Here is a 16,128-nt window from a genome sequence, read left to right on the forward strand (position 1 = left end):
CGTCGGTGACCGCCTTCCCGGATTGCGGCGGGTACGACGAGGTGGTCCGGTCAGGGCGTGATGACCAGTTTGCCGAGGAAGCTGTCTTCCATGACCGCGCGGTGGGCCTCGGCGGCCTCGTCAAGGTCGTAGGTCCGCGCCACGTCGATTTCGAACTCACCCGCGCCCATCTGGCCGGCGAGTTCCCGCAGGGGTGCGGAGAGATCGGGTGTGTTGAACATGCTCATCATCGTGAGCGAGAGGTCCTTGCCGCGGGCCGACGACGACAGGTCGAAGCCAACTTCCGGGTCGTTCTCTCCGATGCCGACGACGCGACCGCCGTGGGCGGCCACGTCGGCGTCGAACTGGAGGTAGTCGTCGAGTCGGTGGTCGAGCGTCAGGTCCACGCCGTCGCCCGTCGCGGCGCCCACGACGGCGTCGGCGAGGTCGTCGCGGGCGTAGTCGAGAACCACGTCCGCGCCGAGTTCGGCCACCCGGTCGTGGTAGTCGGGCGCGGCGGTGGCGATGACGCGGGCCCCGGACGCGGCGGCGAGCTGGACCGCGGCGTGACCGACGCCGCCGGACCCGCCGTGAATCAGCACCGTGTCGCCGAGTTGCATCCCGCCGTGGTCGACGAGGGCGCGCCACGCGGTGACGCCGGCGACGCCCGCGCCGCCGGCCGCGACGAGGTCCACGTCGTCCGAGAGGACCGCGAGCCGGTCGGTCGGCACGGCCGCGAACTCGGCGTAGCCACCGTAGTGGTCCTTGCCGATGCCGGTGCCGACGACGTGGTCGCCTTCGGCGAAGCCGGTGACGTCGGCCCCGACCGCCGCGACCGTCCCGGCCACGTCGACGCCGGGAATCATCGGCATCGCGAAGGGTTGGTACGAGCCCTCGCGGAAGTACGTGTCGACGGGGTTGACGCCCGCGGCCGCGACTTCAACGAGTACCTCATCCGCCGCCGGGTCGGGCGTGTCGATGTCGTCTACTTGGAGCACGTCGCGTCCGCCGTGGTCGTGGAATCTGACAGCGCGCATGCCGAACGATGGGGTCGGACGGGTGATAAATTCGGACGACTCGGAGCGAATCGCGGCGACACCGACGGCGGCTTGCTCGGCGCGTTCAACCTCCAAATACGTACGTGCAGGCGTACGTCTGCGTATCCTGTATACCTATTCGATTTTATCCCGGATAAATTATGAAATCTGAGATTAATTCGGTTATGAGTGATCCTCTCCGGCGATTTTTACCTGTCGGCTCTGAACGGAGATGAATGGGATTTAAGCGCGTGCCTTTCCCTCCCACGCATGGTAATGAAGCTTCACGAATACCAGGCGAAGGATATCTTCGCAGAGGCTGGGATTCCGGTGCCAGAGTCCCGTCTCGCGTCGTCGGTAGAGGAGGTCATGGAGGCGGTCGAGGAGATCGGATACCCCGCCGCCATCAAGGCGCAGGTACACGTCGGTGGGCGTGGCAAGGCCGGTGGCATCAAAATCGCCATGGACGAGGACGAGGCTCGACAGGCCGCAGAGGACATCCTCGGGATGGACCTCAAGGGCTACACGGTCGACCGAGTGCTCGTCGAGGCCGGCGTCGACTTCGAAAACGAGCTGTACGTCGGCATCACGATGGACCGCAGCGAGGGCAAGCCCGTCGCGATGGTCTCGACGGAGGGTGGCGTCAACATCGAGGAAGTCGCAGAGGAGAACCCGGACGCAATCGCCCGCGAGCACATCGACCCTGCGTTCGGCCTGCACCCGTATCAGGCCCGCAAGGTCGTCTTCGAGGCGGGCATCCCCCGTGACGTCGCATTCGACGTCGCCTCGTTCCTCACGACGCTGTACGACCTCTACGAGTCGAACGACGCGTCGGACATCGAAATCAACCCCGTCATGATCACGTCCGACCGCGACATCATCGCCGCGGACGCCGTCATGAACATCGACGACGACGCCCTGTTCCGTCACGACGACCTCGCGGCGATGGAAGAGGACGCCTACGAGAACGACCTCGAAGCCAAGGCCGGCGAGTACGGCTTCGACTACGTCCGCCTGTCGGGTAACGTCGGTATCATCGGCAACGGTGCCGGGCTCGTCATGACGACGCTCGACCTCGTGGACTACTTCGGCGGCGAACCCGCCAACTTCCTCGACATCGGCGGCGGCGCGAAGGCCGAGCGCGTGGCGAACGCGCTGGACATGGTCTTCTCCGACGAGAACGTCGACTCCGTCGTGTTCAACATCTTCGGCGGCATCACCCGCGGCGACGAGGTCGCCAAGGGTATCAACGAGGCGCTGGAGAGCTTCGACGAGATTCCCAAGCCGGTCGTCGTCCGCCTCGCGGGCACGAACGCCGAGGAGGGCATGGAGATTCTGAACACGGACCTCGTACAGGTCGAGGGGACGCTGGAGGACGCCGTCCAGCGTGCCGTCAAGAACGCACAGGAGGTGTCCCAATGAGTATTTTCGTCGACGACGACACGCGGGTAGTTGTACAGGGTATCACGGGTGGCGAAGGCAAGTTCCACACCCGCCAGATGGTTGAGTACGGCACGAACGTCGTCGCCGGGACCTCCCCCGGAAAGGGCGGTCAGGACGTCGACGGCATCCCCGTCTACGACACCGTCGAAGAGGCGGTCGACGAGGAAGACGCCAACGCCTCGGTCGTGTTCGTCCCGCCGGCGTTCGCCGGCGACGCCATCTTCGAGGCGCTCGACACGGACCTCGACCTCGTCGTCGCCATCACCGAGGGCGTCCCGACGCAGGACATGGCCAAGGTCAACAAGCGCCTGTCGGAGACCGACACGCGTCTCATCGGACCCAACTGCCCGGGCATCATCACCCCCGGCGAGTCCAAGCTCGGCATCCTCCCCGGCAACATCTTCGAGGAGGGTAACGTCGGTCTCGTCTCCCGCTCCGGCACCCTCACCTACCAGGTCGTCTCGAACCTGACCGAGCGCGGCATCGGCCAGACCACCGCCATCGGCATCGGCGGCGACCCCATCATCGGCACGTCGTTCGTCGACGCCCTCGAAGCGTTCGAGAACGACCCCGACACGCACGCTGTCGTCATGTGCGGCGAAATCGGCGGCGAGGACGAAGAGCAGGCCGCGAAGTTCATCGCGGAGAACATGGACACGCCCGTCGCCGGCTTCATCGCCGGCCGCACGGCACCGCCGGGTAAGCGCATGGGTCACGCCGGCGCTATCGTCTCCGGTTCGGGAACGGGCACCGCGGAGTCCAAGATTTCCGCCCTCAACGACGCGGGTGTCCCCGTCGGTGACACCCCCAACGAGGTCGCCGACCACATCGAAGACTTCCTCTAAGCCCGCTCGAACGCGGTTTTCAACTCGGTTCGGTTCTTTTTCGCACCCTATCGCAACGTCGCGCCGCACAACCCACAGCGTCCGCCGTCGGCCGCGTTCGGCGCGCCGCACTCCCGGCAAACCGCCGTCCGCCGGCGCGACTTCTCCCGCGCGGACCGCAGGAACGTCGTCGGGTCGAGCGCCGTCCCGGTCGGCCCGCCGCCCTCGTCAACTCTGTCGAGGACGCGCTCGACGAGGCCGTCCTCGCGCATGGCGTCGAGCAGCCTGACGAATCCGACGAACAGGAGCGACGGCGCGACGATACAGAAGCCCGCCACGAGCAGGCGGAACTCGGTTTCCATGTGGCTTGCTAGCGTTCGACAGATGTATCGTTGGCGCTCGCATCGCCCGCAGGCACTCGCGCACGTCGACGGCCCGAACGCCGTCGCCTCCGACTCGATTATCTTGTTTGATACTCAAGTGCGCGGATTTATGCACCACATTCCGGTCGATACAGTAATGGCCGAGAATCTCGTTTTGGAGGCCGAATCACGGCTTCCTGATGCGATTACGGAGAGCTACACGCGGCGGCTCGTCGCCGCGATGCTGCTCGTTTCAGTTGTCGTCGCTGGGGTCGGAGTCGTCCAGTATCAACAGACGGCATCCACGATAGACGAGGACGCCCGCGCCGACCTGCTCACCGAGGCCGAACGCGAGGCCCTGCAGGTGAACACGTGGTTCGACGAGCGGACCCGCCTCGCGACCATCGTCGCCGACGACCCCTCCGCCGGGAGCACCCTCGACGGGCGGTCCTCGGCGACCCTGACGGCCGCCAAAGAGGACATGCCCGCCGACGTGGCCGCGCTCCACTTCGTCGACACCGAGACGACGGCCGTTCTCGGCTCGTCCGAGGAGGGAGCGGTCGGGACGACGCTGTTCGAAGACGGGTCGCTTCCGCTCCCCGCGAGCGCCGACCTCTCGGACGACGGCGTCGAGCGGACCACCGTCTACGTCGAAGACGGCGTCGCCTACATGGGTTTCGTCGCGCCGCTTCCGTCCATCGAGCCCCGTGCAATCGTCCTCGTCGCCGAGGCGTCCTCACTCGGGGCCGCGCTCGACGGCAACCACATCGACGGCGGCTTCACCCAACTCGTCACGAGCGACGGACGCGTCCTCTACGACGGCGGTGGCGGCCAATCCAACGTCGCCTATCCCGCCGCTGAGGCGTCCGAACTCGACGCCGCCTTCGCCGGCGAGACGGGCGTCAGCCGCCTCGCCCCCGTCGAGGGCTTCGTCTCCTCGCCGCACGTCGTCGCGCACGTTCCCGTCTCCGGTGGCGTGCTCCTCCTGCACGCCCCCGCGAGCAGCGTCTTCGCGCTCTCCCGGAGCGTCGGTCTCCAGATTGCGACGTTGCTCGCGCTTTCGATGCTCGGCTTCGTCGCCTTCGCGCTCATCGTTCGCGGGAACACCGCGCTCCCGCTCGTCGACCTTGCGTCGACCGTCTCCGCGCTCCGCGACGGCGACCTCGACGTGGAGGTCGAAACCGACCGGCGAGACGAGTTCGGGCAGGTCGTCCGCGGCGTCGACAACCTTCGCGACGACCTCCGCGACCAGCGCGCCGACGCCCGCGCCTACAGCGAGGCGATGACCCGCGCGGCCGACGGTGACCTCCGTGTGCGCCTCTCGACCGACTCCGAGAGCCGCGACATGGCGACGGTCGCCGTCGCGTACAACGAGATGATGGACGACATCGAACAGACCGTCAGTACGGTCAAGACCTTCGGCGAGGACGTGGCGACGCTCGCCGACCGCGTGGCCGACCGCGCCGACGACGTTTCGGCCGCGAGCGAGGAGGTGTCGGCCTCGGTCCAGCAGATTTCCGAGGGCGCGAGCGAGCAGACGGACAGCCTCGTCGCCGCCGCCGACGAGATAAACGACCTCTCGGCGTCCATCCAGCAGATTGCCTCGTCGGCCGACGAACTCGTCCGACTCACGGAGGAAGCCGAAGCACGCTCGCTCGACGGACAGACCGCCGCCACCGACGCTCTCGACGACATCGACGCCGTGCGCGCCGAGACGGAGGCGACCGTCAGCGAGGTCCACGAGCTCGACGACCGCCTCGCTCGAATCGAGGACATCGTCGAGGTCATCACCGACATCGCGGAACAGACCGACATCCTCGCGCTCAACGCGAACATCGAAGCCGCCCGCGCGGGCGAGGCCGGCGAGGGCTTCGCCGTCGTCTCCAACGAGGTCAAACAGCTCGCACAGGAGACCAAGTCCTCGGCGGGCGACATCGAGTCGCTCGTCGCCGAAATCGAGACCCAGCGCGACGCCGTCATCTCCCGCATCGAACGCATGCGGGCGCAGGTCGAAGAGAGCGCCACCTCGGTCGACGAGGCGCTTTCGTCTTTCGACGGCATCGTCGAGCGCGTCGAGGAGACGACCGCGAGCGTCCACGAGATTTCGGACGCCACGGGCAGTCAGGCCGACTCCTCTCAGGAGGTGCTGTCGATGACCGACGAGATCGCGGGTATCTCCGAGGAGACCGCCGCCGAGGCCGAGAACGTCTCCACGACCGCCGAAGAGCAGAGCGCCGCACTCGTCGACGTCAACGGGGACGTGCGCGAGCTCTCGTCGCACGTGAGCCACCTCGACGACCTTCTCGACGCCTTCGAAGTCGACGACGGGGGTGAGGTCTCGTCGACCGTCGACGACGTGCTCGGCGACGCGGCCGAGGCGAACGCGACCACCGACCCAACTCGGTCCCGCTCCGCGTCCGACTCCAACCCCGAGCGAGAACCCTCGCCCGCGGACGACTGAGATGCGCGTCGACGAAATCATGACCGAGGAGGTGGCGACCGTCGGACTGGGGTCGAGCGTCGCCGACTGCGCGCGAACCATGCTCCGGGAGGGCGCGGGCAGCGTCGTCGTGATGGCCGACGGCGGTCCCGCGGGCATCGTCACCGAGTCGGACGCGCTCCGCGCCGGCGTGGCGAGCGGCAAGCCCCTCGCCGCGGTCCCGGCCCGTGCGGTCATGTCGAACCCCATCAAGTGGGTCCGACCGGACTCCACGACGCGCGTGGCCGCGGAGAAGATGCGCGACCAGCGGGTGAAAAAGCTCGTCGTCGTCGACGGCGCGGAGATGGTCGGCATCGTGACCGCGACGGATATCGCCTTTCACCTCTCGGACGTGGCCCGCGGCGTCGGCCAGATGATAGAACTCAAGGACAAGTGGGAGTCGGACCGCCGGTTCCGCTGACCCCATCGCTGCTCGCCGGTTACCCTACGCCGATTGCTACCGCGGACCAAACTCGGCGAAGCGTTGATAACGTCGTCTCGCTTCTAGTCGCGACGAGTGTACGACCGTCTCGCGTCGATTCGTCCCCGCGTCCGGTCCGGCCTCGAACGAGCGTTCGCGGCGGACCACACCCCCCACGAGGTCGCCGCTAGCTTCGCGTTTGGCGTCTTCTTCGTGGCCATGCCGACCGCAGGGACCGCCCTCGCGCTGTTCGCCCTCATCGCCTACTTCGTCGAGCGGGCGAGCCGACTCGCGCTCGTCGCCACGCTCGTCGTCTTCAACCCGCCCGTCAAGTGGGCGGTCTACGGCGCGAGCTTCTGGCTCGGGTCGCACCTCCTCGGCCCGGTTCCGGGCACATCGGTCGCGGACGTGTCGCTCAGCGCTGGCGTCGATATCCTCCTCCGACAGCTCGTCGGCAACACGATTCTCGCCGTCGTCCTCGCCGTCGTCGGCTACGCGGTGACGCTCCAACTGGCGCGTCTACACCACCGACGACAGCGGTCGGCGACACCGACTCACAGCGCGGACGCCCGGAGCGACGACGCTCGGTCCGACGTGTCGTCGTGACTACCGCTGTGACCGTTCTTCTCTGCCCGCTTCGAACGCCCGGAGCGACTGGATGAGCTTGTAACCCAGATAGACGACCGCGAGCGGGATGAGGAGCAACAGCGCGAGGATGACGAGTTCCGGGCCACCGGGGATTTGCAGGAGGGTCATGGGGTGGGATTCGCGGGCAGAAGCCATAGTGGTTGGTGGTGCGGTGTCGAAATGCACGGGGACGGGTCACTAGACGCGATTCACGCTCGCTCCGCTCGCGTGAACCTCACTCGCAACGCTCTGCGACTCACGGCTTCGCCGTTCGTTTTACTGCGACACTGTGTGTCGCCGTTGCTCGCTGGTTCAAATCTGCCCCGCGACACGATTGCACGCGACTCGCGGCACCGAGCACACGCTACGCGGTGCTCGAGAGGCAATTCGTCGCGGGAAGAGGAGTGGGTTGGGGCAGATTTGAACTGCCGGCCTCCTCCATGTCAAGGAGGTGTCATAACCAGACTAGACCACCAACCCGGTGTGTTGCGAACATCGCCGAACGCCGAAACGCGGGAAGAGGAGTGGGTTGGGGCAGATTTGAACTGCCGGCCTCCTCCATGTCAAGGAGGTGTCATAACCAGACTAGACCACCAACCCGGTTACGGTGCTTCCCGCGCCCGTTCGGACGCATCTCTCCGTTGTCCGGGGTTACAATTTAAGCTTTCGAATCGGACTACGTGCGGCGATTCGGGTCACAGCGCGCTCCCACCGTCCGACGCGGTCGATTCACCCCGAGCGGTGACCGTTCGATGCCGGCGATTTTCGCCAGCCCGACACGCTTAAGCCGATGTACGAATTTGTACATCATAACCCGAAGAAGTACATCGGTGATTACCAATGCAGGATTATATCGAACGTGTGACCGGCGGTGCGGACCTGACTGTCGAGGAGGCGCGCGACGCCGCGCGGGCGGTCTTCGAGGACGCGACCGAGGCGCAAATCGGCGCGCTCCTCGCCGCGCTCCGAGCGAAAGGCGAGACCGAGGCCGAAATCGCGGGCTTCGCGCAGGGAATGCGCGACGCCGCCCTGACCATCGAGCCCGACCGCGGCCCGCTCGTCGACACCTGCGGCACCGGCGGCGACGACTACAACACCATCAACGTCTCGACCACGAGCGCGCTCGTCGCGGCCGGCGCGGGCGCGGCGGTGGCCAAGCACGGCAACTACTCCGTCTCTTCGTCTTCTGGGAGCGCCGACGTGCTGGAGGTCGCCGGCGTGAACGTCGAGGCCGAACCCGAGTCCGTCGAGGCGTGCATCGAGGACAACGGCGTCGGCTTCATGCTCGCGCCCGTGTTCCACCCCGCGATGAAGGCCGTCATCGGCCCGCGGAAGGAACTCGGTATGCGGACCATCTTCAACGTCCTCGGGCCGCTGACGAACCCCGCCGGGGCCGACGCGCAGGTCCTCGGTGTCTACGACTCCGACCTCGTCCCCGTCATCGCCGAGTCGCTGTCGCACATGCCCGTCGAGCGCGCCCTCGTCGTCCACGGCTCCGGCATGGACGAAATCGCGCTCCACGACGCGACCACGGTCGCCGAAATCGACGGCGACGAAATCACCGAGTACACCCTCACGCCTGCCGACCTCGGCCTCGAACAGGCCCCCATCGAGGAAGTCGCCGGCGGTACCCCGCAGGAGAACGCCGACGACCTCGAAGGCATCCTCACCGGCGACGTGACCGGGCCGAAGCGTGACCTCATTCTCGCCAACGCCGGCGCGGCCGTCTACGTCGCCGACCTCGCGGACTCGCTGGCGGAGGGCGTCGAAGTCGCCCGCGACGCTATCGAGTCCGGCGCCGCGAAAGCCAAACTCGACGCGCTCCGGGAGGCGTGAGATGACCCGCGTCAAAGTGTGCGGCGTCACCAACGAAGCCGACCTCGAAGCGGTCGACGCGGCCGGTGCCGACGCGGTCGGTGCCATCTGCGACGTGCCCGTGGACACGCCCCGCGAGATACCTCGCGAGCGCGCCCGCGAGCTGTTCGCCGCCGCGCCGCCGTTCCTCACGACCGTTCTCGTGACGATGCCCGACTCCATCGACCACGCCCGCGACCTTGCCCGCGAGGTCCAACCCGATGTACTCCAACTCCACGGCGATTTCGCGGCCGACGACCTCGACTCGCTCCGCGCGACGGGCGTCGGCGTCGTCCCCGTCGTCGACGCGACCGACCTCGACCGCGCACGCGACCTCGCGCCCGTCGTCGACGCTATCCTCGTCGACACTCCCTCCGCGTCCGGCGCGGGCGGCACCGGCGAGACCCACGACTGGGACGCCTCGCGCGAACTCGTCGCAGCGGTCGACGTGCCCGTGGTACTCGCGGGCGGTCTGACGCCCGACAACGTCGCTGAAGCGGTTCGGACGGTCGACCCCTACGGTGTCGACGTCGCAAGCGGCGTCGAGGCCTCCGGCGGCGTCAAGGACCACGACGCGGTCCACGCCTTCGTCGCTGCGGCGAAGGCGGCCCGTGGGGAGTCCGACGACCACGAGGAGGTCGTCGCGTGACGGCTCCCGACACCGACCGCGATGAGTTCGTCGACCTCGTCGGCGACGCGGACGAGCCGGTCGTGACGCACCTCGTGACCGACCTCGACGTGTCCGTGGACCCGCTGGCCGCGTACACGACCCTCGCCGACCGCAGCGACTACGGTTTCCTCTTGGAGAGCGCCGAAAAGGTCTCCTCCAGCAACCCGCAGGGCGCGTTCTCCGCGCCCGCGACGGTCGCCGACTCGCACGCCCGCTTTTCGTTCGTCGGCTACGACCCCGAAGCGGTCGTGACGGTCGGCCCCGACGGCGTCGACGTGACCGACCTCGGTGGCCCCGCCGCGGAGTTCGTCGGTGCGGGCGACGGCGACGTGCTCGACTCTCTGCGTGGCGCGCTCCCCGACCTCCCGCGCGTCAACTTCCCCGAGACGGACCGCCAGACGCTCACCGGCGGCTTGGTCGGCTTCCTCGCCTACGAGGCCGTCTACGACCTCTGGCTCGACGAGGTCGGCCGCGAGCGCCCCGACACCGACGACCCGGACGCCGAGTTCGTCCTCACGACCCGGACCCTCTCGTTCGACCACCGCGAGGACGCCGTTCGCCTCGTCTGCACCCCTGTCGTCTCGCCCGACGACGACCCCGGCGAGGTGTACGACGGCGTCGTCGCCGAGGCCGAACGCGTCGCCGAAAAGCTCCGGGCGGCGGACGACCCCTCGCCCGGCGGCTTCGAGCGAACCGGCGAGGAAGCCGGCTCCCGCGAGGAGTACGAGGCCGCGGTCAGGAAGACGAAAGAACACGTCCGCGACGGCGACATCTATCAGGGCGTCATCTCGCGCACCCGGAAGCTCCACGGACAGGTCGACCCGGTCGGCCTGTACGCCTCGCTGCGCGAGGTGAACCCATCGCCGTACATGTACCTGCTCCGGCACGGCGACCGGCGCGTCGTCGGTGCGAGCCCCGAGACGCTCGTCTCCGTCAGGGGCGACCGCGTCGTCGTCAATCCCATCGCGGGGACGTGCCAGCGCGGCTCCGGTCCGGTCGAGGACCGTCGCCTCGCCGGCGAACTCCTCGCCGACGGGAAGGAGCGCGCAGAGCACACGATGCTCGTCGACCTCGGCCGCAACGACGTGCGCCGGGTCTCGACGCCCGGCAGCGTCCGCGTCGAGGACTTCATGAGTATCATCAAATACAGCCACGTCCAGCACATCGAATCGACCGTTTCGGGGACGCTCAGCCCCGACTCGGACGCCTTCGACGCCACGCGCGCGACGTTCCCCGCGGGGACACTCACCGGCGCGCCGAAGGTCCGCGCGATGGAGATTATCGACGACCTCGAAGACGAGCCCCGCGGCGTCTACGGCGGCGGCGTCGGCTACTACTCGTGGACCGGCGACGCCGACATGGCAATCGTCATCCGAACCGCGACGGTCGAATCCGACGGCGCGGAAGACACCATCACCGTCCGCGCGGGAGCCGGCATCGTCGCCGACTCGGACCCGACCGCGGAGTACGAGGAGACAGAACAGAAGATGGGCGGGGTGCTCGACGCTGTCCGCCGCATCGAGTACGGGACCGAGGAGGTGTCGCAATGACGGTGATTCGGCTCGTCGTCGTCGACAACTTCGATTCGTTCACGTACAACCTCGTGGAGTACTTCTCCGAGCAGACCGTCGAGGGCGAACCGCTCGACATCGAGGTGCGAAAGAACACCGCGTCGCTCGACGAGATACGCGACCTGAACCCCGACGCCATCGTCATCTCGCCGGGGCCGGGCCACCCGAAGAACGACCGCGACGTGGGCGTGACGAACGACGTGCTCACGGAGCTTTCGACCGAGATTCCGACCCTCGGCGTCTGTCTCGGCCTCGAAGCCGCGGTGTACGCCTACGGCGGGACTATCGGCCACGCGCCGGAGCCGATTCACGGCAAGGCGTTCCCGGTCGACCACGACGCAGAGGGCGTCTTCGCCGGCCTCGAAGACGGCTTCCCGGCCGGCCGTTACCACTCGCTCGTCGCCACCGAGGTTCCCGACTGCTTCGACGTCTCGGCGACGACCGACCACGACGGCGAGGCGCTCGTGATGGGCGTCCGCCACCGCGAGTACCCCATCGAGTGCGTCCAGTTCCACCCGGAGAGCGTGCTCACGGGGTCGGGACACGGCGTCGTCAGAAACTTCCTCGCGTCTGTCGCCGGCTTCGACGTGGCCTGAGCAGGTCGGATTCAGACGCGTCGAGGGACGACTGCTGAATCCAACCCTGCCACCCTGCCGGCTACCTTCACTTTTCAGCCGCGGACAGACGGCTCTGCTGCCGCCTCAGAGGACGTTGATGCCGAAGAACGAAAGCAGCAGCAGCGCCCCGACGATGATGGCGGCGATGGTGACCAGTCGCCACGCGACTTTGAGGAACAGTCGGCCGACGAGGATGACGACGGCGACGGCCACGAGCACCACGAGCATCTGACCGAGCGGCCCGGCGAGCAGGCCACCGAGCTGTAACGGGGTGAGCGCGAGGGGTGTCAGTACCATACCCCGATATGACACCCGTAGAGCGGATAAGCTTGTGGGCGGTCTCGTCTCGCGGTTCCGGTGTGATTTCTCCGCCGAGACGACTGATTTCGGCACCCCTGGGCTGCCGGAGAATTATCACATACAAATTCTGATAGTTATGTGAATGTCGACTGTCTGGTCTCCCTTTATATCCTCTCCGGGGATGCGAGACAGTTCACCATGTGACGGTTTCAGAACCATCGTCTCCCCCCTCACGTTCTACTGGATATCGACGCTACGTCTTGCGATTTCTTGCGGTGAGATTTTACTTCCGCTCCGCTCTAACTACGATTATGTGCTTTCCGTCCGTCCTATGAATCCGTGCACTTCGGACCCGGTCGTCGGCCGCGAACGTATTTGAGTGAATTGTGATACGTTCGGGGTTGAGATGCGTCCGAGTCCGAAGCCTTAACCGACCACATCACCGACACCACTATCGTCACCAATGAGCGGAATTTCCGGACACTATCGACGCGACCTCGCCCGAACGCGGCTCGGGCGGGAGGGACAGTAAGATGAGCGACGCTAACCTCTCGACGGACGAACTCGTGCTTCCGGTCAAGCGGACCGAAGGCGAGACCCTCGAAGCGCGGATGACGGGCAACGCCTACAGTAACATTCTCCCCGCCCGCTACCTCCGCAAGGACGCCGACGGCGACCTCGTCGAGACGCAGGAGGACCTGTTCCCCCGCGTCGCGAAGAACATCGCGCTCGCCGAGGCCGTCTTCGAGGCCGAAAAGCGCGACATCGAAATCACGGTCACACCTGACCTCATCAAGCCGGACCACCCGCGCCGCGACGAACTCGCCGAGGAGGTCTTCGGCAAGGGCGTCACGGCCGACGACGACGAGGCCGAAACGACACTTTCGGTGTACAACGTCAACAAGTTCGCCTACGACACGCTCGTCCCCGAACTCCCGTCGGAAGTACGCGAGACCGTCGTCGAGAAGCGCGAGACGTTCGAAGAGATGATGGGACAGCTCTCCTTTATGCCGAACTCGCCGACGCTGATGAACGCCGGCGACGAGCTTCAGCAGCTCTCGGCCTGTTTCGTCGACTCGCCGGGCGACGACATCACCGACATCCACCAGACGGCCAAGGAGGCCGCCGAGGTGTTCCAGTCCGGCGGCGGCATGGGCTACGCCTTCTGGAAGCTCCGCCCCTACGGCGACGCGGTCGGTTCGACCGGCGGCATCGCCTCCGGCCCCATCACGTTCATGCGGACGTTCGACCAAATGTGCGAGACCATCGCGCAGGGCGGCGCGCGCCGCGGCGCGCAGATGGGCGTCATGCGCGTCAGCCATCCCGACGTCATCCAGTTCCTCCACGCGAAGAACAAGGACGTCTCGCTCGCGCACACGCTCCGCCTGAACGACCCCGACGACTTCACCCACACCAAGTTCGTCGACGCGCTCGACGAAGCGCGCGAACTTATCGACGAGGACGGTCGCGTCCCCAAGCACCTCCGTAACGCCGTCGAAGGCCACCTCTCGAACTTCAACATCTCGGTCGGCATCACCGACGGCTTCATGGAGGCGCTCTACAACGACGAGGAGTTCGTCTTCACGAACCCCCGCACCGAAGAGCCGCACGTCGCCACGCCCCAGACGAAGGAAATCTACGACATGTTCGGTCTCGGCGACTACGTCGAGGTTGGCGAGGTTCTCTCGGTCCCCGCGAAAGAACTCTGGGATCAGATTATCGAGGGCGCGTGGGAGAACGGCGAACCGGGCGTCGTCTACCTCGAACGCGCGAACAAGCAGCACTCCTTCGACGTCGAAAAGCACCCCGACCACCGCATCCTCGCGACCAACCCCTGCGGCGAACAGCCGCTCGAGGAGTACGAGGCGTGTAACCTCGGTCACATTAACCTCTCGACGCTCGTCGCCGAGGATTCGCCCGACTGGCGCGTCTGGTACGACGCCCACGGCGACGAGTACGACTCGCTGGAGGCCGCGACGGACGCCTTCCTCGAAGACGCTGTCGACTGGGAGGAGTTCGACCACCGCATCGAAAACGGCACGCGCTTCCTCGAAAACGTCGTCACGATGTCGGACTTCCCGGTTGAGAAGATCGAGGAGAAGGTCCGCGAACTCCGTAAAATCGGACTCGGCATCATGGGGCTCGCCCAGATGTACATCCAGCTCGGCGTCCGCTACGGCTCCGACGAGGGCAACGAAATCGCCCAACAGCTCATGACCCACATCAACCACGGGTCCAAGCGGGCGTCCCACGAACTCGCCGAAGAACGCGGCCCGTTCGAGGCGTGGGAGGACTCGAAGTACGCGAACCCGACCGAGTACCGCGAGTGGTTCGAACACCACACCGGCGAGTCCGCCGACGACTGGGAAGACGGCTACCCGATCCGCAACCACAACACGACGACCATCGCCCCGACGGGCACCACGTCGATGGTGTCGAACACCACCGGCGGCTGTGAGCCCATCTACAACGTCGCCTACTACAAGAACGTCTCCGACGACGTCCAGGGCGACGAGATGCTCGTCGAGTTCGACGACTACTTCCTCCGCGTGCTGGAGGCCAACGACATCGACGTCGAGGCCGTCAAGCGCGAGGCCCAAGAGCAGATGGCCAACAACGAGTTCGACGGCGTCGCCTCGCTGTCGACCGTCCCGGACGCCATCTCCGAACTGTTCGTCGTAACCTCCGACCTCGCGGGCATCGAGCACGCGGGCGTCCAGTGCGCCCTCCAGAGCGGCGTCGACTCCGCTATCTCGAAGACCTGTAACTTCCCGAACAGCGCGTCGAAGGAGGACATGGACGAGGTCTACCGCTACATCTACGACCACGGCGGCAAGGGCGTCACCGTCTACCGCGACGGCACCCGCTCGAAGCAGGTGCTCACCACGCGCGCGAAGAACACCGAATTCTCCGACGACGAGGAGGCCGCCGAAGCCATCGTCTCGCAGATTCGCGACGTGTTCGGCGACGTAGAGGCGTTCCTCGAATCCGAAGAGGTCTCGGACCTCATCGGCAGCGAACTCGAACTCGCCTTCGCCGACTCCCCGAGCGACGTTGGCAAGAAGCGCCCCCGTCCGGACGTGCTGTACGGCGTCACTCAGCGCATCGATACCGGCTACGGGAAGCTCTACGTCAACATCAACGAGGACGAACACGGCGAGCCGTTCGAGCTGTTCGCCAACATCGGTAACTCCGGCGGCTTCACCGCCTCCTTCACCGAGGCGCTCGCCAAGACCGTCTCCACGTCGCTCCGCTCGGGGGTCGACCCCGAGGAGATTGCGAACGAACTGAAGGGTATCCGGAGCCCGAAGGTCGCCTGGGACAAAGGCGAGCAGATTAACTCCATCCCGGACGCCATCGGCACCGCGATGCGCCGGTACCTCGACGGCGACATCGACAAGGGCTACCCGCAACAGCAGAACCTGACTGAGGTCGAAGCCGAGGCCGCCGCGGCCGAGGACACGAACACCGACGGCGGCGTCGCCGTCGACGACGAGTCCAACGGTAACTCTGACGCCGTCGCGGACCTGCTCGCGGCGGGCGAGAGCCCCGAGTGTCCCGAGTGCGGCGAGATGGACCTCTACTACTCCGAAGGCTGTAAGACCTGCCAGAACTGCGGCTGGTCCGAGTGCTGAACGCGAGACGGTAACTCGCCACCTCGCTTCTCGTCCGTCACTCGCTTTCCGCTCTTTTTGTTTTGCGCTCTCCGTTCCCCAGGTGCCAGTGCTATCCTGTCTCGCTGGCGTGTCCGACACGAAGGCCTCGTTGAGGTCGGCGGGAGAGACACGCCAATAGCGGACTCCATCGCTCGCCCAGTAATCCCCTCTGCTCGCGGATAGCTATCGCTCCCTCGTGATGGACCGCCCGTCGACGACGGGAGAAATGCAGTGAAACGGAGTGTGTCTGTGGAGTCCGCGCTCGTATCGCTCTTGTGACTCCACGCT

Annotated in this window: 14 protein-coding genes and 2 tRNA genes; 10 read left to right on the forward strand and 6 right to left on the reverse strand. The window is 66.5% G+C overall.

Annotated elements, in window-relative coordinates:
• Positions 1–50 precede the first annotated feature (50 nt).
• Positions 51–1,016, reverse strand: a complete 966-nt coding sequence (locus AM590_RS11550) for an NADPH:quinone reductase (protein ID WP_058827599.1) — start codon at positions 1,014–1,016, stop codon at positions 51–53.
• 276 nt (positions 1,017–1,292) lie between these two features.
• Between AM590_RS11550 and sucC the strand changes: the two genes are divergently transcribed.
• The gene (gene sucC, locus AM590_RS11555) at positions 1,293–2,438 is read left to right on the forward strand and encodes an ADP-forming succinate--CoA ligase subunit beta (RefSeq protein ID WP_058827738.1); all 1,146 of its coding nucleotides are present in this window, start codon (positions 1,293–1,295) and stop codon (positions 2,436–2,438) included.
• Positions 2,435–3,304: a succinate--CoA ligase subunit alpha gene (gene sucD, locus AM590_RS11560; protein ID WP_007274603.1), complete on the forward strand. Its 870-nt coding sequence runs from the start codon at positions 2,435–2,437 to the stop codon at positions 3,302–3,304. Before sucC ends, sucD begins: the two co-directional genes overlap by 4 nt.
• Positions 3,305–3,351: 47 nt before the next feature.
• Here sucD and AM590_RS11565 read toward each other — a convergent pair whose 3' ends face one another.
• On the reverse strand, positions 3,352–3,645 hold the full coding sequence (locus AM590_RS11565; RefSeq protein WP_058827600.1) for a hypothetical protein: 294 nt from the start codon (positions 3,643–3,645) through the stop codon (positions 3,352–3,354).
• A gap of 157 nt (positions 3,646–3,802) precedes the next feature.
• On the opposite strand from AM590_RS11565, the gene AM590_RS11570 reads away from it, so the two are divergent.
• From AM590_RS11570 to AM590_RS11580, 3 genes are all read left to right on the forward strand, one after another.
• Positions 3,803–6,106 carry a methyl-accepting chemotaxis protein gene (locus AM590_RS11570; protein ID WP_058827601.1) on the forward strand — a complete coding sequence of 768 codons (2,304 nt, stop codon included), beginning with the start codon at positions 3,803–3,805 and terminating at the stop codon, positions 6,104–6,106.
• 1 nt (position 6,107) lies between these two features.
• The gene (locus AM590_RS11575) at positions 6,108–6,545 is read left to right on the forward strand and encodes a CBS domain-containing protein (protein ID WP_049967686.1); all 438 of its coding nucleotides are present in this window, start codon (positions 6,108–6,110) and stop codon (positions 6,543–6,545) included.
• Between the two features lie 96 nt (positions 6,546–6,641).
• Positions 6,642–7,151, forward strand: coding sequence for a DUF2062 domain-containing protein (locus AM590_RS11580; RefSeq protein WP_058827602.1), 510 nt, complete (start codon positions 6,642–6,644; stop codon positions 7,149–7,151).
• Here AM590_RS11580 and AM590_RS20870 read toward each other — a convergent pair whose 3' ends face one another.
• From AM590_RS20870 to AM590_RS11590, 3 genes are all read right to left on the reverse strand, one after another.
• Entirely contained in the window at positions 7,152–7,301 is a 150-nt protein-coding gene (locus tag AM590_RS20870; protein ID WP_172795794.1) for a hypothetical protein, read from the reverse strand.
• A 276-nt stretch (positions 7,302–7,577) separates the two neighbouring features.
• A tRNA-Val gene (locus AM590_RS11585) sits at positions 7,578–7,652 on the reverse strand.
• A 45-nt stretch (positions 7,653–7,697) separates the two neighbouring features.
• A tRNA-Val gene (locus tag AM590_RS11590) sits at positions 7,698–7,772 on the reverse strand.
• A gap of 240 nt (positions 7,773–8,012) precedes the next feature.
• Here AM590_RS11590 and trpD point away from each other — a divergent pair.
• The 4 genes from trpD to trpG are packed head-to-tail and all read left to right on the forward strand — an operon-like array spanning position 8,013 to position 11,863.
• On the forward strand, positions 8,013–9,008 hold the full coding sequence (gene trpD, locus AM590_RS11595) for an anthranilate phosphoribosyltransferase (RefSeq protein WP_058827603.1): 996 nt from the start codon (positions 8,013–8,015) through the stop codon (positions 9,006–9,008).
• A 1-nt stretch (position 9,009) separates the two neighbouring features.
• Positions 9,010–9,675 carry a phosphoribosylanthranilate isomerase gene (gene trpF, locus AM590_RS11600; RefSeq protein WP_058827604.1) on the forward strand — a complete coding sequence of 222 codons (666 nt, stop codon included), beginning with the start codon at positions 9,010–9,012 and terminating at the stop codon, positions 9,673–9,675.
• Positions 9,672–11,246 (forward strand): anthranilate synthase component I, encoded by a 1,575-nt coding sequence (gene trpE / locus AM590_RS11605; RefSeq protein ID WP_058827605.1) that lies wholly within the window; start codon positions 9,672–9,674, stop codon positions 11,244–11,246. The genes trpF and trpE overlap by 4 nt, the downstream gene beginning before the upstream one ends.
• Positions 11,247–11,248: 2 nt before the next feature.
• Positions 11,249–11,863 (forward strand): anthranilate synthase component II, encoded by a 615-nt coding sequence (gene trpG, locus AM590_RS11610; protein WP_058827739.1) that lies wholly within the window; start codon positions 11,249–11,251, stop codon positions 11,861–11,863.
• 105 nt (positions 11,864–11,968) lie between these two features.
• On the opposite strand, the gene AM590_RS11615 is transcribed toward trpG, so the two are convergent.
• A complete protein-coding gene (locus AM590_RS11615) occupies positions 11,969–12,181 on the reverse strand; it encodes a hypothetical protein (protein WP_058827606.1) in 213 nt (70 codons plus the stop codon).
• 536 nt (positions 12,182–12,717) lie between these two features.
• On the opposite strand from AM590_RS11615, the gene AM590_RS11620 reads away from it, so the two are divergent.
• Entirely contained in the window at positions 12,718–15,819 is a 3,102-nt protein-coding gene (locus tag AM590_RS11620; RefSeq protein WP_058827607.1) for an adenosylcobalamin-dependent ribonucleoside-diphosphate reductase, read from the forward strand.
• Positions 15,820–16,128 lie beyond the last annotated feature (309 nt).

This window comes from Haloferax sp. Q22 (assembly GCF_001482285.1).
In the GTDB taxonomy this organism is placed as follows: Archaea; Halobacteriota; Halobacteria; order Halobacteriales; family Haloferacaceae; genus Haloferax.